Source organism: Comamonas sp. SCN 65-56 (genome assembly GCF_001724135.1).
In the GTDB taxonomy this organism is placed as follows: domain Bacteria; phylum Pseudomonadota; class Gammaproteobacteria; order Burkholderiales; family Burkholderiaceae_C; genus Comamonas_C.
In genome coordinates, this window is record NZ_MEDS01000012.1 from 62,650 (window position 1) to 84,902 (window position 22,253).

Below are 22,253 nucleotides of genomic sequence, written 5' to 3' on the forward strand. Positions count from 1 at the left end.
GCCGCGTTTTCCCGCCATGCGGCTGCTGCACAATCGCCGTCATGCTGATGTACCCCCATATCGATCCGGTGGCGCTGCAGATCGGGCCGCTGGCGATCCACTGGTATGGCCTGACCTATCTGGCCGGTTTTGCGCTGTTCATGGGGCTGGGGACGCTGCGCCTGAAGCACCAGCCCTACGCCTCGCTCAGGGGCGAGCAGGCGTGGTCGCGCAAGGACGTGGAGGACATTCTGTTTCTCGGCGTGCTCGGCGTGATTCTGGGGGGGCGGCTCGGCTATTGCCTGTTTTACAAGCCCGGGTACTACGCCACGCACCCGCTGGAAATCCTGCAGGTCTGGCACGGCGGCATGAGCTTTCATGGCGGCATGCTGGGCGTGGCCGTGGCGATGATCTGGTATGCCCATTCGCGCCATCGGCCCTGGCTGCAGGTGGTCGATTTCATTGCGCCGTGCGTGCCTACGGGCCTGGCCGCGGGGCGCATCGGCAACTTCATCAATGGCGAGCTGTGGGGGCGCTTCGCCTCGCCCGATCTGCCCTGGGCCATGGTGTTTCCGCAAAGCGGCTCGATGCTGCCGCGCCACCCGTCGCAGATCTACCAATTCCTGCTTGAAGGCCTGCTGCTCTTCGTGCTGCTGTGGCTGTACGCGCGCCGCCCGCGCCGGCGCGGCGAGGTGACGGCGGCCTTCCTCATGGGCTACGGTGTACTTCGCTTCATCGCCGAGTTCTTCCGCGAGCCCGACGATTTTCTGGGCATCCTATCGCTGGGCATGAGCATGGGCCAGTGGCTGTGCCTGCCAATGATCGCGGCGGGCGTGGCCTTGTGGTTCTGGGTGCGGCGTGCCGAGGCAGGGCATGTCCGCTAGCGTGCTGCTGCGGCCGGCGGATGACGCGGGCATCGTGCGCGTCACCCTGCGCCATGACGGGCGCCTGAACGCGATGACGCGCGCCATGTGGCGCGAGCTGCGCGCCGTGTTCGAACGCATTCAGGCCGACGCGGCGGCGCGCTGCGTGCTGCTCGAAGGCGAGGGCGCGGCCTTCTGCGCCGGGGGCGATATTTCCGAATACCCGGCATTTCGTTTCGACGCGGCGCGGCTGCGCGACTTCCATGAAAACGAGGTCTGGGGTGGCCTCTCGGCCATGCTCGCGTGCGACGTGCCCATCGTCGCGGTGATCCGCGGCGCCTGCATGGGCGCGGGCGTGGAGATCGCGAGCTGCTGCGACATCCGCGTCGCGGAAACGCACGCGCGCTTTGGCGCGCCGATCGCGCGCCTGGGCTTTCCCATGGCGCCGCGCGAAGCGGCGCTGGTGGCCAGCCGCGTGGGCGACGCAACGGCGCGGCAGATGCTTCTGGAGGCGGCCGTGCTCGATGCGCCGCAGATGCTGGCGCGAGGGTTCCTGAGCCGTGTGGTAACAGCCGACGTGCTGATGGACGAGGCGCAGGCCACGGCCGATCGCATCGCGCGGCTGGCGCCGCAGGCGGCGCGCCTGACCAAGCAGACGCTGCGTGGCGTTTTTGAGTCAAAAGTGACTGAAACGACCTCTGGACAAGCGCGAGCAGCTATGAATGTTGATAGCTCTGACCCGTACGCCTACGCCGACAGCGCCGAGCACCGCGAGGGCATCGCCGCCTTTCTCGACAAGCGCAGGCCACGGTTTTGATTGCCTTGAGGTGACCCGGATGCAGTTCCCTTCGCAAAATCTGTACAGTGCCTTGCGCGCGGCCTTCCCTGCGGATCTGGACCAGACGGCGGTTTACGCCAGCGCGTGCGATGGCAGGCCGCTGAACTACTCCTGGCGTGACCTGGATCGCGCGAGCGCCTGCATCGCCAACCTGCTGCTGTCGCTGGATTTGCCCGAGGGCAGTCGCGTCGCGGTGCAGGTGGAAAAATCCGTAGAAGCCTTGCTGCTGTACCTGGCGACGCTGCGTTGCGGTTTCATCTTCCTGCCGCTCAACACCGCCTACCAGCAGGCCGAGATCGACTACTTCATCGGCGATGCGACGCCCGCCGTCGTCGTTTGCACGCCCGAGCATTTCGGCTGGGTTTCCAAGATCGCCTTCAAGGCGGGCACGCGCCATGTCTTCACGCTGGGGCAGGAGCGCAACGGCAGCCTGCTGGAGCGCGCCGCGCACTGCAGTGATGCGCACACGCCCGTCAGGCGCACCAAAGACGATCTCGCCTGCATCCTCTATACCAGCGGCACCACGGGGCGCAGCAAGGGCGCGATGCTCACGCACGGCAACCTGCTGTCCAACGCGCTGGTGCTCAAGGACTACTGGAGCTGGAGAACGCCTGAGCAAGGCGGCGACGTGCTGATCCACGCGCTGCCGATCTACCACGCGCACGGCCTGTTCGTGGGCGTGCACGGCGCGCTCATCAATGGCAGCCCCATGATCTGGTTCAACCGCTTCGATGCGCGGGCGGTGATCGCCGCCATGCCGCGCGCCAGCGTCTTCATGGGCGTGCCCACGCTCTACGTGCGCATGCTGGCCGAGCCCGCGCTCACGCGCGAGGCGGCGGCGCACATGCGGCTCTTCATCTCTGGCTCGGCGCCGCTGCTGGTCGACACCTTTGCCGCGTGGCAGCAGCGCACCGGTCACACCATCCTCGAGCGCTACGGCATGAGCGAGACGGTGATGCTTTGCTCCAACCCCTATGCGCGTGACGCGCGTCACGGCGGGCAGGGCGAGCGCCGGGGCGGCACCGTGGGCTTCCCGCTCCCGGGCGTTGAGCTGCGCGTGGTGGACGATGCGGGCGCGGCCTTGCCCGCGGGCGAGATTGGCGCCATCCAGGTGCGCGGCCCCAACGTTTTCAAGGGCTATTGGCAGATGCCCGAAAAGACCGCGCAGGAATTTGCCGAAGGCGGCTGGTTCAAGACCGGCGACGTCGGCCAGCAAGATGCGCGCGGCTACGTCACCATCGTCGGGCGCAGCAAGGACCTGATCATCAGCGGCGGCTTCAACGTCTACCCGGCCGAGGTCGAGAGCTTCATCAACGAGCTGCCCGGCGTGATGGAGAGCGCCGTCGTCGGCGTGCCGCATGCCGACTTCGGCGAGGTCGGCGTCGCCGTCGTCGTGCCCCGCGCCGGGGCCCGGCCCGATGCCGAGGCCATCGTCAAGAAGCTGCGCGAGCAACTTGCGCACTTCAAGGTGCCCAAGCGCTGCTTCATCGCCCCGGCACTGCCACGCAACAGCATGGGCAAGGTGCAGAAGAACCTGCTGCGCGAGCAGTACCGTGATTTGTTCCTGAAAAAATAGCTGCTCGCGCTTGCCCAGCAAGCGCAACGGCCCGATTCGGCTTGAAAATCAGCGCAAGACCAGCACTGGCACATCCGAGTGCGTCAGCACGTTTTGCGTCTCACTGCCCAGCAGCACGCGCTTGACGCCTTTGCGCCCATGCGATGCCATCACGATCAGATCACAATCGTGCTTTTTCGCGGCGGCGATGATGGCCTCGGCCACCAGATCGGCTTTCACGACCAGGGTCTTGACCAGCACGCCCGCGTCCGTACCCTCGTCCTTCACCTCGCGCATCAGTGCCTGCGCCTGCGCCGCCCACTCGTCCTCGACGCGCTTGATTTCCAGCGTGCTCAAGGGCAGGGCGCCATCCAGAAAGCGCTTGGGGTAGCGCGGCACCACCTTTATCGCGATCACCCTCGCTCGCGCCAGCGCGGCCAGCGCCAGCCCGTGGGCGGTGGCCTTGCGCGAGAGCGGCGAGCCGTCGGTGGCGATCAGAATGCGCTGGTACATGGTATGCCCCTTTCCTTGCGTGGCGGTTGAACTCTTGCGCGGCGCCGTGCTCTCTACATGCCACATGCCACATGCCACATGCCACATGCCGCTGCCCGCCGCAGCATAACCAAGGCGACGGCGCCAGCGGCGAAAATCCCGACTCGTGCATTGCCAAGAAAGAAAAAACGTGTTGCTTGTGTCCCTCCTTCAAACCCCGCGCCGCCTGCTGGCGCTGATCAGCGGCGCCTGCATCGCGATGCTGGCCTTCGGCCTGTACCTGCAGTACGACCAGGGGCTGGAGCCCTGCCCGATGTGCATCGTGCAGCGCTACGCGCTGATCGCCGTGGCGGTCTTCACGGGTATCGGCGCGAGCCGGGGCAGGGCGCTGTGGCGCGTGCTCTGGAGCCTGCTGGCTCTGGCCAGCGCCGGTTTTGGCGCCTTCGTCGCCGCGCGCCAGAGCTGGCTGCAGTGGTACCCGCCCGAGATCGCCACCTGCGGGCGCGATTTCTACGGCATCATCGAAAACTACGCCTTGAGCCGCGCCATCCCGATGATCTTTCGCGGCTCGGGCGATTGCACGGTGGTCGATTGGCGCTTTCTCGGCGGCTCGATCGCCAACTGGTCCTTCATCTGCTTCACGCTCTTTGCGCTGGTGCTGATCGCGATGCTGGCGCGCGCGGCGATCCGGCGCACTGTGTGACGGCGGCTGTGCTACATTTGCGCGCATGAACGCCCTCGCCACCATGCACCTTCGCGCCACCGCACCCGCGGCGTCGCTGCTGCTGGCTCTACTGGCGCTACTGCCATAGGTAGCGGGCTGGCGCGTTCACTCTTTTTTCAACGATTCGAATACCCAACGGCCCGCATGCTCCAGCAGCGGGCCGTTTTCATTCGCGTTGCTGGTGGCAAGGAGCAAAAACCATGACCGACAAACTCATCATCTTCGACACCACCTTGCGTGACGGCGAGCAATCGCCCGGCGCCTCGATGACCCGCGACGAAAAGCTGCGCATCGCGCGCCAGCTTGAACGCCTGAAGGTGGACGTGATCGAGGCCGGCTTTGCCGCCAGCAGCAATGGCGACTTCGAGTGCGTGCAGGCGATTGCGCGCACCATCAAGGATTCCACCATCTGCTCGCTGGCGCGCGCCAACGACCGCGATATCGCGCGCTCGGCCGAGGCGCTCAAGGATTCGAGCAATGCGCGCATCCACCTGTTCATCGCCACCAGCCCGCTGCACATGGAAAAGAAGCTGCGCATGACGCCCGACGAGGTGTTCGAGCAAGCCAAGCTGGCGGTGCGTTTTGCGCGCAATTTGCGCGACGACATCGAATTCAGCGCCGAGGACGGCTACCGCAGCGAGATCGATTTTCTCGCCCGTGTCTGCGAGGCCGTCATCCAGGAAGGCGCGACCACCATCAATATCCCCGACACCGTCGGCTACGGCATTCCCGAGCTCTACGGCAATTTCATCAAAACCCTGCGTGAAAAAGTGCCCAACAGCGACAGGGCGATCTGGAGCGTGCATTGCCACAACGACTTGGGCATGGCCGTGGCCAACAGCCTGGCGGGTGTGAAGATCGGCGGCGCGCGTCAGGTGGAATGCACCATCAATGGCCTGGGCGAGCGCGCGGGCAACTGCTCGCTCGAAGAGGTGGTGATGGCGGTGAAAACCCGCAAGGACTATTTCGGCCTGCAGGTGGGCATCGATACCTCGCAAATTCTGGCCGCGAGCAAGCTGGTGAGCTCGACCACCGGCTTTGTCGTGCAGCCGAACAAGGCGGTGGTGGGGGCGAACGCCTTCGCGCATGCCAGCGGCATCCACCAGGACGGCGTGCTCAAGGCGCGCGATACCTACGAGATCATGCGCGCCGAGGATGTGGGCTGGAGCACCAACAAGATCGTGCTGGGCAAGCTTTCGGGGCGCAATGCCTTCAAGCAGCGCTTGCAGGATTTGGGCGTGGAGCTTGAGTCCGAAGCGGAAATCCTGGCGGCATTCGCGCGTTTCAAGGAGCTGGCGGACCGCAAGAGCGAGATCTTCGACGAGGACATTCTGGCGCTGGTGAGCGACGGAGCGCATGCCCAGGGGCAGGAGCAGTACGGTTTTGTATCGCTGTCGCAGCACAGCGAGACCGGCGAACGCCCGAAGGCGAACATCGTGTTCACGGTCAGCGGCAAGGAGGTGCGCAGCGAGGCCGAGGGCAATGGACCGGTGGATGCCTCGCTCAAGGCGATCGAATCCTATGTCAAGAGCGGCGCGGAGATGACGCTGTACTCGGTCAACGCCATCAACGGCTCGACCGATGCGCAGGGGGAGGTGACGGTGCGCCTTGCCAGCGGTGGGCATGTGGTCAACGGTTCCGGGGCCGATCCGGACATCATCGTCGCCTCCGCCAAGGCGTATCTGAGCGCGCTCAACCGCTTGCACCATGGCAGCGACCGGATAGCGGCGCAGGGCTGAACGAGCTTCAAGTCATTTTTAGGTATGCCGCGCAAGATATTGTTCTTGCGCGGCTTTTTTTGAATCTGTACACTTGCGCACACTTTTTCGCCTGTGCTGGAGTCTCGAATGCGCATCACCCTTTCCCTTGGTTCTCGTTGGCTGCGCTGGGTCTCGTTGCTGGCGATGGCGATAGCGCTGGCAAGCCCGGGGGTGCAAGCGGCTGGCAAGAAGCACCAGCCCAAGAAAGCGGTGGCTGCCAGCCAGGCCAAGCACACGCCCACCAAGACTGCCAGGGCGGTGACTGCCAAGCGCAAGACCGCAACGACCAGGCGCAGCCGGGTGCGAGCGCATGTGGCAGCGGCACCGGCGGTGTTGTCGGTGGGGCAGAAGATGGGCTTGCACTCGGCCTCGGATCCACTGGACCTGGCCTCCAGCGTGGCGCTGGTGATGGATCAGGATACGCACGAGGTGTTGCTCAGCAAGAACGATGAGGCGGTCCTGCCGATCGCTTCCATCACCAAGCTGATGACGGGTCTCTTGATCTCCGAAGCGCATCTGCCCATGGATACGCCGATCACGATCACCCAGGACGATGTGGATACCGAAAAACACAGCCGCTCCCGCCTCGTCGTGGGCGCGACGCTGACGCGCGGCGAGCTTTTGCACCTGGCGCTGATGGCCAGCGAGAACCGCGCCGCGCATGCGCTGGGACGCACCTACCCGGGCGGCATGCCGATGTTCGTCGAGCGCATGAATGCCAAGGCCCAGTTGCTGGGCATGCACGACACCCGCTACGTGGAGCCTACGGGCCTGTCGAGCCAGAACCGGTCCAGTGCGCGTGACCTTGCGCGCCTGGTGGGTGTGGCCTACCACGATCCTTTGCTGCGCGAGCTCACCACATCCCCGGGCTATGAGGTCGAAGTGGGCAGCCGCACGCTGCAGTTCAACAACACCAATCGCCTCGTGAAGAGCCCGGCCTGGGATATCGGCCTGCAGAAGACGGGCTATATCTCCGAAGCCGGCCGCTGCCTGGTGATGCAGGCGGAAATTGCCGGGCGCAAGCTCATCATGGTGTTCCTGGATTCCGCCGGCAAGTTCAGCCGGATTGCCGACGCCGAACGCGTGCGCTCCTGGGTGCAGCGCAGCTCGCGCCTGGGCGGCCCGACGGCAGCCAGCGGCTTTGCGTCCAACGGCTGACCCTGCCTTTTTCGCGCCCCGTGCAGCATGGCCCCGAGGGGCCATGTGTCATTTCGGTGCCATGCGAATCGCGCCGTCGAGGCGGATTACCTCGCCATTGAGCATGTCGTTCTCGAAGATGTGGTGCACCAGCTTGGCGTAATCCTGGGGTGTTCCCAGCCGGCTGGGGAAGGGGACGCTGGCGGCGAGTACGTTTTGCACTTCCTGCGGCATGCCGAACAGCATCGGGGTGCCGAAGATGCCCGGGGCAATCGTCATGTTGCGGATGCCGCTGCGCGCCAGGTCGCGCGCGATCGGCAATGTCATGCCGACGACGCCACCCTTGGATGCTGCGTATGCGGCCTGGCCGATCTGGCCATCGTAGGCGGCGACGCTGGCGGTCGAGACGATTGCGCCGCGCTCGCCCGTGGCTTCGGGCTCATTCTTGCTCATGGCCTCGGCGGCCAGGCGGATCATGTTGAAGGTGCCGATGAGGTTCACGGTGACGGTCTTGCTGAATGTCGCCAGTGGGTGCGCGCCTTTCTTGCCCACCGTCTTTTCTGCCGGAGCGATGCCGGCGCAGTTCACCAGCCCCATCAGCTTGCCCAGCGATACCGCCTTGTCCACGGCGGCCTGGGCATCTGCCTCGCTGCTGACATCGCAGCGTACGAACTGGCCGTTGATTTCGCGCGCCACGGCTTCGCCACGTTCTGCCTGCATGTCGGCGATCACCACGGTGGCGCCGGCTGCGGCCAGCATGCGCGCCGTGCCTTCGCCCAGACCGGATGCGCCCCCGGTGACAATGAATACCTTGCCCTTGATGTCCATGGAAACCTCGATGAGTTGACGTGAACGTCAATTATGGCCGAGAGACGCGGACGCGATGCGGGCAAAAAAAAGCCCGGTACGAGACCGGGCTTGAAGGGATCCAGAAATTGACATTTCGTGAGGATCCAAGGAGACAACCGAAACAGGTGACCGAAGTCACGTGGCGCCAGTATAAGGGAAAACCCTTTATCGGTTCAAGCGCCCTGTTGTATTTCTGCGATCAGCGCTTGCGGCCAGCGGCAGCAACCTTGGTGGCGCTGGCGGTCGCGGCGTTGAAGTTGGCTTCAGCCATGTCGGTGGCTTGCTTGACAGCCTTTTGCACCGATTCAAACGCGTTGTTGGCGGCCGAGACGGCGCTCTTGAACACGGCGACGGTGGTTTCGGTACCGGCGGGAGCGTTCTTGGCGGTGTTCTCGACAAATTCGGAGAAGGTGCGCTGTGCATCGGCAGCCTTGACTTCGAACGCCTTGCCGAACTCAGTGCTGGTGTTGGACGCGATGTCGTACACGTGACGGCTGTAGGCCAGGGTCTTTTCGGCCAGGGGTTGGAACAGGCTGGCTTGCAGCGTCAGCAGCTCTTGCGCATCCTTGGCGGACAGCACGGCCTGGGCGTGGGCGTTGGCTTCCGACAGCGCGGCGCGCGAGGCGGTCACGTTCAGTTCGACGAGCTTCTCGACGCCTTCGAAGGCCTTGCTGGTCAGGCCGAACAGGGTTTCGAGGTTGGCCTTCTGGGCGGCCAGGAATTGTTCTTGGGGCAACGACATGATGGAACTCCTAAGTTGACAGTACGCCAGTTGGCGCGATTCATGGGACTGCTCTGATCAACTTATGTTGCAGTGCAGCATGGATCGAATTATAGGGGTGCTTCACGGGATTGCAAGCGGTTTTTGTTGCGCTGCAGCATTTATTTGTTGCCAAGTGTGTTTTCATCGGCTGCCGCAGCGGCAACCCTCTGCGGCCAGCGTGCTCGGGGCTGCTGGCACAATGGCCCAATCATGTCTGCTGCTTCCCCTGCGTCCCCTTCGCCTGGTCCCCGTTTGGCGCCTCCCGCGAGAGAGGCCTATCGCGTCTTTCGACCCATCGGCACGCGCTGGATGGACAACGATGTCTACGGTCACGTCAACAACGTGGTCTATTACAGCTGGTTTGATACCGCCGTCAACGCCTGGTTGATCGAGCAGGGTGCGCTGGATATCCACCACGGCGACACCATTGGCCTGGTGATAGAGACGCAGTGCAATTATTTCGCCCCGCTGGCCTTCCCGCAGACGGTGGAGGCCGGGCTGCGCGTGGCCCATCTGGGCAAAAGCAGCGTGCGCTACGAAGTCGGTCTGTTTGCGCGGGGCGAGGCGCTGGCGGCGGCCTGCGGGCATTTTGTGCATGTGTATGTCGGGCGCGAAGACCGTCGTCCAAGGCCGCTGCCCGATACGTTGAGGCAGGCGCTGCAAGGTCTGTTGATACCCCGTTGATCGCCTTTTCATGATTATCCAGAGCCTGCTCGACACCGATCTGTACAAATTCACCATGATGCAGGTGGTGCTGCATCACTTCCCCGGTGCCCAGGTGGAGTACCGCTTCAAGTGCCGCACGCCCGGTGTGGCGCTTGCGCCTTACGTCGATGAAATCCGCGAGGAAATCCGCGCGCTGTGTCAGCTGCAGCTCAGCGAGCAGGAGCTGGCCTACCTGGGCTCGATGCGCTTCATCAAGAGCGATTTCGTTGATTTCCTCGGGCTGTTTCGACTCAATGAGAAGTACATCCGGGTGACGCCTCTGCCAAGCGGCGAGATCGACATTGTCATCGTCGGCCCGTGGCTGCACACCATCCTGTTCGAGATACCGGTGCTGTCCATCGTCAATGAGGTGTACTTTCGCAACCAGCATCCCCGGCCGGATTACGAGGAAGGCAGAAAACGCCTGGGGGTCAAGATCGATCAGCTGCATGGCGCCGGTCTGACGGAGCTGAAGATTGCCGATTACGGCACGCGCCGGCGCTTTTCGCGTGACTGGCACGCAGAGCTGCTGCGCACCCTGGCGGGGCGGCTGGGCGTGGAAGACAAGCGTCGCGGCTTGAGTGGCAAATTCGCCGGCACCAGCAACGTGCTGTATGCGATGAAGCTGGGCCTGACACCGCTGGGCACGATGGCGCATGAGTACCTGCAGGCCTGCCAGTCGCTGGGTCCGCGCCTGCGCGACACGCAGATCTATGGTTTTGAAGTCTGGGCCAAGGAGTACCGCGGCGACCTGGGCATTGCGCTGTCGGACGTGTACGGCATGTCGGCCTTCCTGCGCGATTTTGATCTGTACTTCTGCAAGCTGTTTGACGGCGCGCGCCACGACAGCGGCGACCCCTTCGCCTGGGGCGAGCGCATGCTGCAGCACTACCGCGACAACCGGGTCGATCCGCTGACCAAGGTGCTGATCTTCAGCGACGGGCTGACGGTGCCGCGCATCATCGAGCTCTACCAGCGGTTTCATGGCCGCTGCCTGCTGGCCTTCGGCATAGGCACCAACCTGACCAATGATCTGGGCTACGAGCCGCTGCAAATCGTCATCAAGATGACGCGGTGCAACGGCCAGCCGGTCGCCAAACTCTCGGATGCGCCCGGCAAGAACATGTGCAACGATGAAAAATATTTGGCCTACCTGCGCCAGGTGTTCGATATTCCGAGTCCTGCGTAACCTCTGTCCAAGGAATTTCCCGGTGAAGTCACTGCGTTGCTGGCTGCTGGCCAGCCTGGGTCTGCTGCCGATGCTGGCGGCAGCCAGCGAGATCGATGGCAGCCAGCTGGCCGGCTGGTGGGGTGTGCCGTTCGCCGGCGTGCTGCTTTCGATCGCGCTGCTGCCCATGCTGGCACCGATCTTCTGGCACCACCACTTTGGCAAGGTCACGGCGGCCTGGGCGCTGGCTTTCTTCATCCCCTTTGCGCTGGTGTTCGGCTGGGGCGCCGCAGGCCAGGGCCTGGTGCATGCGCTGGTGGCCGAATACCTGCCGTTCGTCATCCTGCTGACGGCGCTGTTCACCGTGGCCGGCGGCATCTATATCCGTGGCAACCTGCGCGGCACGCCGCTGCTCAACGCGGGCATTCTGGCCATAGGCGCGGTGCTGGCGAGCTTCATGGGGACGACGGGGGCTTCGATGCTCTTGATTCGCCCCTTGATTCGCGCCAATGACAACCGCAAGCATGTGGCGCACGTGGTGGTTTTCTTCATCTTCATCGTCTCCAACGCGGGCGGCTCGTTGACCCCACTGGGCGATCCGCCGCTGTTCCTTGGCTTCCTGAAGGGTGTGACGTTTTTCTGGACCGTGGATCACATCGTCTTCGAGACGCTGTTGCTCGTGGGCGTGCTGCTGGCCTTGTTCTTCGCGCTGGATTCCTGGTACTTTCGCCAGCAGGGCGAGCGCAACCAGGCAGACCCCACGCCCGATTCGTCGCAGGACGCGCTGGGCTTTGACGGCAAGATCAACTTCGTGCTGCTGCTGGCCATCGTCGGTTTGGTGCTGATGAGCGGCCTGTGGCAATCGCCGGTGCAGTGGGAGCTGGCGGGCACCGCTGTCGGCCTGCCGGGGCTGGTGCGCGACGCCGGGATGGTTGCCATCACGCTGATCTCGCTGGCGCTCACGCCGCGCGCGGTGCATGAGGCCAACCAGTTCAGCTGGGGGCCGATGCAGGAGGTGGCCAAGCTGTTCGCGGGCATCTTTCTCACCATCATTCCGGTGATTGCGATGCTGCGCGCCGGCGTCGACGGAGCGTTCGGCCCCATCGTCGCGGCCGTGACCGGCGCCGACGGCGAACCGCTGCCGGCCATGTACTTCTGGGCCACGGGACTGCTGTCGTCGGTGCTGGACAACGCGCCCACCTATCTGGTGTTCTTCAATACCGCCGGCGGCGACGCCGCGACCCTGATGACCACGCACGCGGCGACGCTGGCGGCGATTTCGGCCGGTTCGGTCTTCATGGGTGCCAATACCTATATTGGCAATGCCCCCAATCTGATGGTGAAGGCGATCGCCGAGGACCGCGGGGTGAAGATGCCGGGGTTCTTCGGCTACATGCTGTGGTCGGGCGGCATTCTGATTCCGCTGTTCATCGTCATCACCTGGCTGTTCTTCTGAGGAGTTTGTCGTGCCCAAACCGCGCGTGCTGGTGGCCTGTGTTGTTTTCCCCGAGGTGCTGGACAAGCTCAGGCAGCATTTCGAGGTCGAGGCCATCGCTGAGGGTGAGGTCTGGCACCAGGATGAATTTGCGCGGCGTCTGGCCGACAAGCAGGGCGCCTACATCACCGGCGGGCACCGCATCGATGCAGCGCTGCTGGCCGTGTGCCCGCAGCTGAAGATCGTGGCCAACATGGCGGTGGGCTACAACAATTTCGACGTGGCCGCGATGAGCGCGACAGGCGTGGTCGGCAGCAACACGCCCGATGTGCTGACCGAGACCACGGCCGACTTCGGTTTTGCGCTACTGATGGCGGCGGCGCGACGCATGCTCGAGTCCGAGAAATTCCTGCGCGCCGGGGAGTGGAAGCGCTGGCGCTACGACATGTTTGCCGGCTGCGAGGTGCATGGCAGCACGCTCGGCATTCTGGGCATGGGGCGCATAGGGCAGGGGATTGCCCAGCGCGGCGCCTACGGCTTTGGCATGGAGGTGATCTACCACAACCGCAGCCGGCTCGATGTGCACACCGAGAACCTGTGCAAGGCGCGCCATGTGGGCATGGACGCGCTGCTCGAGCAGTCTGACCACCTCGTGCTGGTGCTGCCCTACACCCCAAAGGTGCACCACATCATCGGCGCCCCCGAATTGGCGCGCATGAAGCCGACGGCGACGCTGGTGAACATCGGGCGCGGCGGGCTGGTGGATGAAGACGCACTGGCGGCAGCGCTCAAGGCAGGGCGATTGGCCGCGGCGGGCCTGGATGTGTTCGAGGGCGAGCCGCATGTGAACCCGGCGCTGCTGGAGCTGCCCAACGTGGTGCTGACGCCGCACATTGCCAGTGCCACCGTGCCCACGCGCCTGGCGATGGCGCGGCTGGCGGCGGACAACCTGATTGCCTTTTTCGATGGGCGTGGCGCGCTCACGCCAGTCAATTGAGTGAAAACCGGCGTTCGCGCATACCCGGCAAGTGCTACAAGCTATTAAATGAGTAGTAATTTGCCTCTGGAGTGGCTGGTAGCGCTGGGCATGCTGGCGCTGGTCGTGCTGCTGCTCCTCGTGCTGCTGCTGCGCCGCCCGCGCGTGGCCTTGCCAGCCGAATGGCCCGAGCGGCTGCAGGCACTGGAAGCCGCCACGCAGGCCACGCAGCTGGCGGTGGCGCGCAACGACGGCGCGCTGGCCAGCATGGGCGAGCAATTGCGCGCCTTCACCCAGGTCACGCGCGAGGTGCTGGATGAGCGTCTGGCGCAGGCGGCAAGCGATGCTCGCGCCAGCCGTGGCGAGTTGCAATCGGCCTTTGGTGCGTTGCAAACGCGCCTGGAGCAGCTGTTGGTGCAGTCGCGCGGCGAGCAGACCCAGGCCTTGACCGCCTTCCGCGCGGAACTGACGGGTACTGCGCAGCAGCTGGCTGGCGACAGTGCGCAATCGCGCGAAGGCATGGCGGCCAGCACCCAGGCGATGGGTCAGCAGATCCAGGAACGCTTTGATGCGCTGGGGCAGGTCACGCGCGGCACGCTGGATTCGCTCAAGGGCGATATCCAGGGGCAGCTCGCCACCATGTCGGCTGCGTTGCGCCAGCAGCTGGGCCTGACGACCGAGGAGCTCACGCGCCAGCTCACCGGCCTGGTCGCCAGCCACCAGCAGGGCGGCGAGGCGCTGCGCAATGCGCTCAACGAGCGCCTGGCGGCGATCCAGCAGGATAACGCCGCCAAGCTCGACGAGATGCGCCGCACCGTCGATGAAAAGCTGCACGCGACGCTGGAGCAGCGCCTGGGCGAATCCTTCAAGCTGGTGAGCGAGCGGCTGGAGCAGGTGCACAAAGGCCTGGGCGAGATGCAGACGCTGGCGGGCAGCGTCGGCGACTTGAAGCGCGTGATGACCAACGTCAAGACGCGCGGCACCTGGGGCGAGATGCAACTGGCGGCGCTGATCGACAACGTGCTGACGGCCGATCAGTACGCGCGCAACGTCAAGACCGTGCCGGGCAGCGATGAACTGGTGGAGTTCGCCATCCGCCTGCCGGGCAAGAGCGACGAAGCGCCGGTGTGGCTGCCGGTCGATTCCAAGTACCCGGTTGAGCACTATCAGCGCTTGATCGACGCGCAGGAAGCGGCCGACAAGGGGGCGATCCAGTCGGCGGGCAATGCGTTTGAGACCTCGATCCGCGCCGAGGCGAAGAAGATTTACGCCAAGTATGTTTCGCCGCCGCACACCACCGACTTTGCCGTGCTCTACCTGCCGACCGAAGGCCTGTTCGCCGAGGTCATGCGCCGCCCGGGTCTGGTGGAAGCGGTGCAGAACGAGGCGCGCGTGATGATCACCGGGCCGGCCAATTTCGCCGCGATGCTCTCCAGCCTGCAAATGGGCTTCAAGACGCTGGCGATCGAGAAGCGTTCGTCCGAAGTCTGGGGCGTGCTCGGCCAGGTCAAGACCGAATTCGCCAAGTTCGGCGAGGCAGTCGATGCCACGCGCAAGTCGATCGACGCGGCAGCGAAGAAGTTTGAACAGGTGGACGTACGCACCCGCGCCATTCAGCGCAAGCTGCGCGACGTGCAGGAATTGCCGGCGCCCGATGGCGCGCCACCTGCCGAGCTGCCACGGGAGCAGGCAAGCGCCTGAGCCCGCATTAAAAAGGGGCGCCAGGCGCCCCTTGTGCAGTCAAGGCAAAGCCATCAAGCCAGAGAATCGGCCCAGATGTTGCGCGCCCAGGCGAGCGCGAACTTGCCTTCCAGCTCGCTGGCAACACCGGAAACGCCGCCCGAGCCCTGTACCGGGAGCATGGTCTTTTTCTCGGCGTCGTAGCGGTGCACGCTGGCCACGTGTACCACGTCGGTGGCGCTGACGAAGCTGTAGCAGGTATTGTTGTAGATCGGGAGCTGGTCGGGAGCACGGCCCGAGAGCATGGCAACCACGGCGGCGGCTGCCACCTTGCCGTGCTGGTTGGCCATGTGGCCGGACTTGGGCATTTGCGGCGCGCTCAGCGTGCAGTCGCCCAGAATGTGCACGCCCCTGGCCTTGGCATGCTCCATGGTGAGCCAGTCCACCTCGCTCCAGCGGTTGTTGGAGGTGGCAAGACCGGCCTTGGCCACCACATCGCTCGCACGCATGGGCGGAATGACGTTGAGCACCGCTGCCTTCACGTCGTCGTTGAAATCGAACTTCAGGGTGTGGGTGGCGGCATCGACATCGACCAGACGGTGCTTGGGCATGTATTCGATCACGCCCTTGTAGCGGTCGGCCCAGGCCTTCTTGAACAGCGGCCCCTTGGAGGTGACATCGTCGTTGGCGTCCAGGACCAGCACCTTGGACTTGGGCTTGGCCTTCTGGAAGTAGCTTGCGACCTGGCAGGCGCGCTCATACGGGCCGGGCGGGCAGCGGTAGGGTGCCAGCGGGATGGCCATGGCGAACACGCCGCCGTCGGGCATGGCCTCGAGCTGCTGGCGCAGCGTGACGGTTTGCGGACCGGCTTTCCAAGCGTGCATGATCTTCTCTTGCGCGCCGGGCTTGTTCATGCCGGGCAGGCTTTCCCACATGAAATCCACGCCGGGCGAGAGGATCAGGCGGTCATAGGGCAGGGTGCCGCCGCTCGCAAGGCGGACCTGGCGCTTGTCCATGTCGATGCCGCTCACGCGGTCGGCAACGACCTTCACCCCGTGGCGCGCCTTGAGGTTGTCGTAAGGCGTGGTGATGTCGGCCATGGTCTTGGTGCCGCCGAGCACCAGGTTGGAAATCGGGCAGGAGACGAAGGCGGCGTTGGGTTCCACCAGCGTGACTTCAACCTTGCCTTCGGACCACATGCGTATGTATTTGGCAGCCGTGGCGCCACCATAGCCGCCACCGACGACGACGACCTTGCCGCCCGCGCTGCCACCAACGGAAGCACAGCCGGCGGTGATGCCCAGCACGGAAACGGCAGAAGCGGCAGAACCCGCACGAATGAATTGACGACGATCCATGGTGCTGCTCCTCACTTCTTCTGCACTGCGAAATAGCCGGCGATCGCCTTGAGCTGATCGTCGGTATAGCCCTTGGCGAGCTGCGTCATGATGGTGGAAGGTGCCGCGCCGCTCTTGTAGGCGAGCAGTTTTTCCGTCATGTCGGCGGCATTCTTGCCGGCCAGCGGCGGCATGCCTTTTTCGGCCTGGCCGTTGGTGCCATGGCAGTTGGCGCAGCCCGCGGCCCAGCTTTTGACCTGTGTAGCTGAAGTCTGGGCCTGGGAGAGGGAGGCTGCGCTCGCCAGCGCAGCAGTCAAGACGAGAGCGAGTGCTCGGTTCATGGTTTGGCGTCCTCCTTTGGACAGTGGGGGGCGGGAAATCAGTGATGACTGTGGCAGCTTTGAAACGGGCTGTTCCAATCACAGCCAGTTTCAGTGCTGCCTTATGTATCTTAGGGTCGTGCGTCGCTGGCACGACCGAGGGTTTACCCCCGAATTGACGATGAATGCGCGAGGCTTTTGCTCGCGCAGGCGGATGGGCTTACGGCAGGCCGTAAAAATTGCGGATCAGCTCCCAGGCCTCCTGCGGGTCGTCGGTCAGGTGAAAGAGTTCGAGGTCCTCGGCGGAGATCGTGCCTTCCTCGACCATCACCTCCGGATGCAGCACCCGCTGCCAGAAGCTGCGGCCAAAGAGCACGATGGGCACCGGCTTGGCCTTGCGCGTTTGCACCAGCGTGAGTACCTCGAAGAGTTCGTCCAGCGTGCCGAAACCGCCGGGAAACACCACCAGCGCCTTGGCGCGCATCATGAAGTGCATCTTGCGCAGCGCAAAGTAGTGGAACTTGAACGACAGCGACGGCGTGATGAAGCGGTTGCCGCTTTGCTCGTGCGGCAGCGTGATGTTCAGGCCGATGTTGGGTGCACCCACGTCGTGCGCGCCGCGGTTGGCTGCCTCCATGATGCCGGGTCCGCCGCCGGTGCAAATCGTCAGGCGTTCAGCCGGCGGGCGACTCTGGCTGTATTCGGCCACCAGTTGCGCAAAGCGCCTGGCCTGGGCGTAGTAGTGGCTGTTCTTCACGGCGCGCTCGGCCAGCCGGATGCGCTCGGCGTCTTGGCTGGCACGTGCCTGGGCCAGCTGCTGCTGCGCCTCGTTGGGCGCCAGGGTGCGCGCACTGCCGTAGACGACGACGGTGCTTTCTATGCCCTGCTCCATCAGGTTCAAGTCCGGCTTCAGCAGCTCCAGCTGAAAGCGGATGCCGCGGGTTTCGCGCCGCTGCAGGAACTCGGGGTCGATGAATGCAAGGCGGTAGGCGTTGGGCTTGAACGGATCGCCGTTGGTGGTGTTGCGGTGCAGCTCGCCCCACATTTCCGTGAGGCGGGCATCTTGCAGTTCGGTGTTGGATTCCATGCTGAAATTCTATAGAAAAATGGCCATATCGCGCGTCTGTGCTGCGCTGGACGCTTCACTAAAAATAGCGTTACACCCCAGACTTTGCGTGAACCATGAGCGGCGCGAGTGTTTGCAGGCCAAGCCATGTCATGGTCAGCGAGCCTGCCAGGTGCAGCATGGCGACCACCAGCGCGTGCCCCAGCCGCCCCTGGGTAAGCAAGCCCACGACCTCGGCCGAGAACGTCGAAAACGTGGTGAGCGCACCCAGAAAACCGGTGACCAGTGCCAGCCGCCAGACAGGGTCGATCTGCGGCCAGGCTTCGAAGGCGCCAATCGCCAGCCCGATCAGGTAGCTGCCGATCAGGTTGGCCGCGAGCGTGCCCCAAGGCAGGAAGGCACCAGGGGCGTTGAGCCACAGGCCCAGGGTCCAGCGTGACAGGGCCCCCGCGCTGGCCCCGAGGCAGATGGCAATGATCGTGGGCAAGTTGGCGGGCATGGCGCTGTGTGGGTCAGGAGCTGGCTGCTATGAAGGTGATGGTGTGGCTGATGCCTGCATCCAGGCGAGGCGATCGGCATGCATGGCATCAAGAGTATGGCGTTGCAGCAGTGGAGCCGACAGCGCACGCAATTCGGCGCGTACCTCGGGATCTTCAAGACCTCGAACGCATTGTGCCAGCGCCTGTGGATCGCCCTGTCGATACAGCAGGCGCTGGTCGAGGCCGAGTGCGACATAAGCCGCGGCGTCGGGGCATACGGGCAGGGCCCCGCGGCACAGCGCGTCAAAGACCAGGCGTGGCTGTTCGTCGTTCAGGTTGGTCAGCAGCACCAGGTCTTGCGTGTCGAGCAGGGTGAAGAAAGGTCCGGGGTAGGCGACCGGTTCGAGCAGCGTGAAATGCTCGAGTGCCAGGCGTTCGACCTGCGCCTTGAGCGCGGCCTTTTCAGGCCCGGCGCCGATCAGCGTGATCTGTGGCGTGAGTTGCGGGCGCAGCAAGGCCAGTGCGTCCAGTCCGATGTGAAAGCCCTTCATCGACTCCAACCGCCCCGCCATGCATACACGCAGCGCAGCCGATCCTGGTGCCGGGCGGTCGGTGCGGATGTCTTTTTCGCTGATCCAGCTGGCGATGCCGACATGCAGATTGGTGTTGACGCCGTGTACCAGGGACCGCAGCCCTTCACCGACGATGAAAACACCGGTGCAGCGGCGTGCCAGCCAGCGCTGGGTGAAGCGGATGTCCACGTAGTGCACCAGCGCACGCGCACGGCGCGCCAGCCCTTGGTGGCGGCTGTTGAGCAGCGCGGTGCGGGCGCGGTTGCTGGAAATGCCAAGGAATACCGGTGTGCCGTGGCGTCGTGCCAGCGCGAGCACCTGACGCGCCAGGCGGGCGCCGCGCCAGCCGGCGTTGCCGGGCAGCTGGATGCAACGGGCACGCGCGACGGCGGCTGCCAACGTTTGGGCATCACTGCTCAGCACGGTGATGGATGGTGCGAGTGTGCCGATGTTGCCCTCGATCGTGGACTGGATGGGGCAGACCAGGGTGACCGGGACCAGCGCCGCCTGCGCGTTGATATCACGCGCCCACAGATCCAGCGTGTGCCAGCCGCCATCACCGCGTGCCACCGCAATCGGCGAGATGATCAGCACGCCGGTCCGCGGCGTGCCCGATGATGGCGCAGCACAGGCGGGCGAGCTGGCTGCTCCGCTCATTGGGCCGCCCGCAGCATGTGGTGGCAGCGCTGCGCCATCTGCACGAAACGCTCCAGCGGAAATTCACCAAGGTGGCGTGCGTAGTGGCCGAGCGCGCCGAGCAGGTGCAGCATCGGGGCCTCGCGCGCGTCGCCCAGCCGCTCGCCATGCCAGCGCAGCTCGCGTGCGAGCGTGCGCCGGGGAATGCCCAGCGAGTCCGCAGCCCGGATCAGCCCATAGATGGCGTAGCCGCGCGGGGTGGCCCCGCCCCAGTCGATCAGCGCCAGGCGCCCGTCGCGCTGGCGCATCATGTTGGCGGTCCACAGGTCGCCGTGCATGGGTACGTGGCGCGCCTGCAGCGTGCCCGCGTGCAGGCGCTGTGCCATATGCCGCGCCGCCTCGCGCAGATCGTGCGGCAGGGCATCGAGTTGCTCCAGCGCCGCCAGTGAGGTGAGGAATTCGGCCTGCGTGTCTGCGTCAGGTGCGTCGGCCACCAGGCATACCTCGCGCAGCCAGCCCAGCAGTTCACCGCGCACGCCCCAGCGCGCCAGCCGCCAGCGTATGCGGCCGGTGGCGAGCGGTCGGCAGTGTGGCACGATGAAAAAGGAGCGCCCCTGCACGCGCCCCTGGCCCAACACGTCGAGCACGACGCGGCCCGCAGATTCGCCCAGGCGCTGCTTGAGCACATGCATGCGCTCCACTTCCTCGGCGCTGGCGTCGGGAAAGGCGGATGGCGATACCTTCAGCACATGCGCGTCGCCCAGGCGGTAGACGGTCTGCGCGTCGGCCACCGCGCGCCGGTCACTGAGCAGAGTCAGTTGTGCGGGGGGGAGGGGGGGGGGGTCGGCTGGCATCGGTCTCCCTTTCTCATGGTGGTGCGCGGCATGCCGGTTGCCGCGCCCGTTTCATCGTGATTTTTCTTCGAACACCTGCAGCAGGCGGTCCAGTCCGCCCGCATTGATCGCCACCTTGGCCTGTGCGCGCACCGCGGGCTTGGCGTGGTAGGCCACGGAGAGGCCGGCAGCGCCCATCATCAAAAGGTCGTTGGCGCCGTCGCCCATCGCAATCGTCTGCTGCGGTGCGATGCCCATGAAGGAAGCGAGTTCCAGCAGCGCGCGGCGCTTTTCCGCGCCGTCGCAGATGTCGCCCCAGCTCTGATCGACCATGCGACCGGTGAGGCGACCGTGGGCGAATTCAAGCACGTTGGAGCGTGCAAACTGGATGCCGAGCCGCGCCTTGACCCGGTCAGAGAAAAACGTGAACCCGCCGGACACCAGCAGTGTGGCGATGCCCGTCGCCTGCGCCGCCTGCATCAGCGCCTCGGCACCGGGGTTGATGCGCAGGCGCTCGGTGTAGATGGCTTCCAGCTGCGCCAGCGTCACGCCTTCGAGCAGTGCGACGCGCTGGCGCAGGCTCTCCTTGTAATCGGCAATATGCCCCTGCATGGCGGCCTCGGTGATGGCCGAGACCTCGGCCTTCTTGCCGACGGCGGCGGCAATTTCGTCCACGCATTCGATGCTGATGAGCGTCGAATCCATGTCGCAGGCCAGCAGTTTGAAGTCCCCCAGGCGCAGTGGCGCGGCAATGCCCTGCACGGTGAGGCCAGGCGCGATCTCGCGCGGTGCTTCGGTACGTGTCATGTGGCGATTATCGGGTGGCAAAGCGCTCGAACACGGCGCCCAGTTGCGCGTGCCAGCGCGCCTTGTCGGCTGCCGGTGCAAAGCTGGCGTCGAAGCTGTTGGCGGCCAGCTGCCAGGCGTGACCGGCGTGCATGCCGGTGGCGGCGAAGACCTGGCGCAGGTTCTCGTTCGTGTAGCCGCCGAAATAGGCCGGGTCGTCAGAATTGACCGTCGCTACCAGGCCGGCATCCAGCAGCGCCTTGAGGTTGTGATCGCGCAGATCGGGAAAGACCTGCAGCTTCTGGTTGGAGAGCGGGCAGACCGTGAGCGGGATGCGTTCGCGCGCCAGGCGCTCCATCAGCGCCGCGTCGTGCACCGCCTGCACGCCGTGGTCTATGCGCTCGGCGTGCAGCAAGTCCAGCGCCTGCCAGATGTAGGCGGGAGGGCCTTCTTCGCCGGCGTGCGCCACGCGGTGCAAGCCCAGTTCGCCGCAGCGTGCAAAAACGCGTTCGAATTTTTCCGGTGGATGGCCCAGCTCGCTCGAATCCAGCCCCACGCCGATGAAATGCTCGCGCAGCGGCAGCGCCTGCTCCAGCGTCTCGAAGGCTTCACGTTCGGAGAGATGGCGCAGAAAGCTCAGAATCAAGCTGGCGCTGATGCCGTGCATGGCCTGTGCATCCCGGCAGGCGCGCGCGAGGCCGTGCACCACGGTTTCCATCGCCACGCCGCGCGCAGTGTGCGTCTGCGGGTCGAAAAACATCTCCACATGGACTACGTTATCCATAGCTGCTCGCGCAAGGTAGGCAAGCGCCAGATCGTAAAAATCCTCTTCTTTTTGCAGTACGCCTGCACCCTGGTAGTACAGATCCAGAAAGCTTTGCAAATTCGTGAAGGCATAGGCACTGCGCAGTTCCTGCACGCTGGCGTAGGGCAGGGGGATGTCATTGCGCTGCGCCAACTGGAAGATCATTTCAGGCTCAAGCGAACCTTCAACGTGGATATGCAGCACCGCCTTGGGCATGGCGGCCAGCAGCGCAGGCAGGTGCTTGTCGGCAATCGGTGGCAGGCTGGGCGGCAAGGCAGGCTCCGGTGATGGTGGTGGCTGGAACATACCACCGGCCGTGGTTCCCCCGGTTTTCACACTTTCTCCGTACCGCCAACAAAAAAGCACCTGGTTTTTAAGCCAAGTGCTTGATTTCATTGGTAGGCGCGATTGGACTCGAACCAACGACCCCCACCATGTCAAGGTGGTGCTCTAACCAGCTGAGCTACGCGCCTGTTCTACCGAAGCGTGCGATTC

At 64.7% G+C, this 22,253-nt stretch carries 22 protein-coding genes and 1 tRNA gene; 11 read left to right on the plus strand and 12 right to left on the minus strand.

Annotated features, from left to right (window positions below; translation table 11 throughout):
* Positions 1-41 precede the first annotated feature (41 nt).
* The 3 genes from lgt to ABS45_RS08485 are packed head-to-tail and all read left to right on the plus strand — an operon-like array spanning position 42 to position 3,256.
* Positions 42-863, plus strand: a complete 822-nt coding sequence (gene lgt / locus ABS45_RS08475) for a prolipoprotein diacylglyceryl transferase (RefSeq protein ID WP_291554942.1) — start codon at positions 42-44, stop codon at positions 861-863.
* Entirely contained in the window at positions 853-1,659 is an 807-nt protein-coding gene (locus ABS45_RS08480; protein WP_291554944.1) for an enoyl-CoA hydratase/isomerase family protein, read from the plus strand. The genes lgt and ABS45_RS08480 overlap by 11 nt, the downstream gene beginning before the upstream one ends.
* Before the next feature lie 19 nt (positions 1,660-1,678).
* Positions 1,679-3,256, plus strand: coding sequence for a malonyl-CoA synthase (locus ABS45_RS08485; RefSeq protein WP_291554946.1), 1,578 nt, complete (start codon positions 1,679-1,681; stop codon positions 3,254-3,256).
* A gap of 48 nt (positions 3,257-3,304) precedes the next feature.
* On the opposite strand, the gene ABS45_RS08490 is transcribed toward ABS45_RS08485, so the two are convergent.
* Positions 3,305-3,748 carry a universal stress protein gene (locus ABS45_RS08490; RefSeq protein ID WP_291554948.1) on the minus strand — a complete coding sequence of 148 codons (444 nt, stop codon included), beginning with the start codon at positions 3,746-3,748 and terminating at the stop codon, positions 3,305-3,307.
* A 169-nt stretch (positions 3,749-3,917) separates the two neighbouring features.
* On the opposite strand from ABS45_RS08490, the gene ABS45_RS08495 reads away from it, so the two are divergent.
* From ABS45_RS08495 to ABS45_RS08505, 3 genes are all read left to right on the plus strand, one after another.
* On the plus strand, positions 3,918-4,430 hold the full coding sequence (locus ABS45_RS08495) for a disulfide bond formation protein B (RefSeq protein ID WP_291554949.1): 513 nt from the start codon (positions 3,918-3,920) through the stop codon (positions 4,428-4,430).
* A 221-nt stretch (positions 4,431-4,651) separates the two neighbouring features.
* Positions 4,652-6,190 carry a 2-isopropylmalate synthase gene (locus tag ABS45_RS08500; protein ID WP_024537059.1) on the plus strand — a complete coding sequence of 513 codons (1,539 nt, stop codon included), beginning with the start codon at positions 4,652-4,654 and terminating at the stop codon, positions 6,188-6,190.
* Between the two features lie 108 nt (positions 6,191-6,298).
* Positions 6,299-7,369: a serine hydrolase gene (locus ABS45_RS08505; protein WP_291554950.1), complete on the plus strand. Its 1,071-nt coding sequence runs from the start codon at positions 6,299-6,301 to the stop codon at positions 7,367-7,369.
* 48 nt (positions 7,370-7,417) lie between these two features.
* On the opposite strand, the gene ABS45_RS08510 is transcribed toward ABS45_RS08505, so the two are convergent.
* Together ABS45_RS08510 and ABS45_RS08515 are read right to left on the minus strand one after the other, a co-directional pair.
* The gene (locus ABS45_RS08510) at positions 7,418-8,176 is read right to left on the minus strand and encodes a 3-hydroxyacyl-CoA dehydrogenase (RefSeq protein ID WP_291554952.1); all 759 of its coding nucleotides are present in this window, start codon (positions 8,174-8,176) and stop codon (positions 7,418-7,420) included.
* A 220-nt stretch (positions 8,177-8,396) separates the two neighbouring features.
* The gene (locus tag ABS45_RS08515; protein ID WP_024537056.1) at positions 8,397-8,939 is read right to left on the minus strand and encodes a phasin family protein; all 543 of its coding nucleotides are present in this window, start codon (positions 8,937-8,939) and stop codon (positions 8,397-8,399) included.
* A gap of 231 nt (positions 8,940-9,170) precedes the next feature.
* Here ABS45_RS08515 and ABS45_RS08520 point away from each other — a divergent pair, with 231 nt between their 5' ends.
* The 5 genes from ABS45_RS08520 (at position 9,171) to rmuC (ending at position 14,945) form a co-directional block, all read left to right on the plus strand.
* Positions 9,171-9,644 carry a thioesterase family protein gene (locus tag ABS45_RS08520; protein ID WP_291554955.1) on the plus strand — a complete coding sequence of 158 codons (474 nt, stop codon included), beginning with the start codon at positions 9,171-9,173 and terminating at the stop codon, positions 9,642-9,644.
* A 10-nt stretch (positions 9,645-9,654) separates the two neighbouring features.
* Positions 9,655-10,854 carry a nicotinate phosphoribosyltransferase gene (pncB, locus tag ABS45_RS08525; protein WP_024537054.1) on the plus strand — a complete coding sequence of 400 codons (1,200 nt, stop codon included), beginning with the start codon at positions 9,655-9,657 and terminating at the stop codon, positions 10,852-10,854.
* Between the two features lie 70 nt (positions 10,855-10,924).
* Complete coding sequence (locus ABS45_RS08530; RefSeq protein ID WP_291555209.1) at positions 10,925-12,289, plus strand: sodium:proton antiporter; 1,365 nt, start codon at positions 10,925-10,927, stop codon at positions 12,287-12,289.
* Positions 12,290-12,299: 10 nt separating this feature from the next.
* Complete coding sequence (locus tag ABS45_RS08535) at positions 12,300-13,265, plus strand: D-glycerate dehydrogenase (RefSeq protein ID WP_029695687.1); 966 nt, start codon at positions 12,300-12,302, stop codon at positions 13,263-13,265.
* A gap of 48 nt (positions 13,266-13,313) precedes the next feature.
* Positions 13,314-14,945, plus strand: coding sequence for a DNA recombination protein RmuC (gene rmuC / locus ABS45_RS08540; protein WP_291554958.1), 1,632 nt, complete (start codon positions 13,314-13,316; stop codon positions 14,943-14,945).
* Between the two features lie 53 nt (positions 14,946-14,998).
* Here the strand turns inward: rmuC and ABS45_RS08545 are convergent, their stop codons facing one another.
* From ABS45_RS08545 to ABS45_RS08585, 9 genes are all read right to left on the minus strand, one after another.
* Complete coding sequence (locus ABS45_RS08545; protein WP_291554960.1) at positions 14,999-16,282, minus strand: NAD(P)/FAD-dependent oxidoreductase; 1,284 nt, start codon at positions 16,280-16,282, stop codon at positions 14,999-15,001.
* An 11-nt stretch (positions 16,283-16,293) separates the two neighbouring features.
* On the minus strand, positions 16,294-16,602 hold the full coding sequence (locus ABS45_RS08550; protein WP_291554962.1) for a c-type cytochrome: 309 nt from the start codon (positions 16,600-16,602) through the stop codon (positions 16,294-16,296).
* 199 nt (positions 16,603-16,801) lie between these two features.
* Complete coding sequence (locus ABS45_RS08555; RefSeq protein WP_291554964.1) at positions 16,802-17,668, minus strand: TIGR00730 family Rossman fold protein; 867 nt, start codon at positions 17,666-17,668, stop codon at positions 16,802-16,804.
* Positions 17,669-17,738: 70 nt separating this feature from the next.
* Positions 17,739-18,134 carry a fluoride efflux transporter CrcB gene (gene crcB / locus ABS45_RS08560; RefSeq protein WP_291555210.1) on the minus strand — a complete coding sequence of 132 codons (396 nt, stop codon included), beginning with the start codon at positions 18,132-18,134 and terminating at the stop codon, positions 17,739-17,741.
* A 39-nt stretch (positions 18,135-18,173) separates the two neighbouring features.
* Complete coding sequence (locus ABS45_RS08565; RefSeq protein WP_291554966.1) at positions 18,174-19,355, minus strand: glycosyltransferase; 1,182 nt, start codon at positions 19,353-19,355, stop codon at positions 18,174-18,176.
* Positions 19,352-20,188, minus strand: coding sequence for a phosphotransferase (locus tag ABS45_RS08570; protein WP_291554967.1), 837 nt, complete (start codon positions 20,186-20,188; stop codon positions 19,352-19,354). Before ABS45_RS08570 ends, ABS45_RS08565 begins: the two co-directional genes overlap by 4 nt.
* 51 nt (positions 20,189-20,239) lie before the next feature.
* Positions 20,240-20,974 carry a phosphoserine phosphatase SerB gene (serB, locus tag ABS45_RS08575; protein WP_291554968.1) on the minus strand — a complete coding sequence of 245 codons (735 nt, stop codon included), beginning with the start codon at positions 20,972-20,974 and terminating at the stop codon, positions 20,240-20,242.
* Positions 20,975-20,981: 7 nt separating this feature from the next.
* Entirely contained in the window at positions 20,982-22,031 is a 1,050-nt protein-coding gene (locus tag ABS45_RS08580) for an adenosine deaminase (protein ID WP_291554969.1), read from the minus strand.
* A gap of 123 nt (positions 22,032-22,154) precedes the next feature.
* Positions 22,155-22,231: transfer RNA gene (locus ABS45_RS08585), tRNA-Val, on the minus strand.
* Between the last annotated feature and the right edge of the window lie 22 nt (positions 22,232-22,253).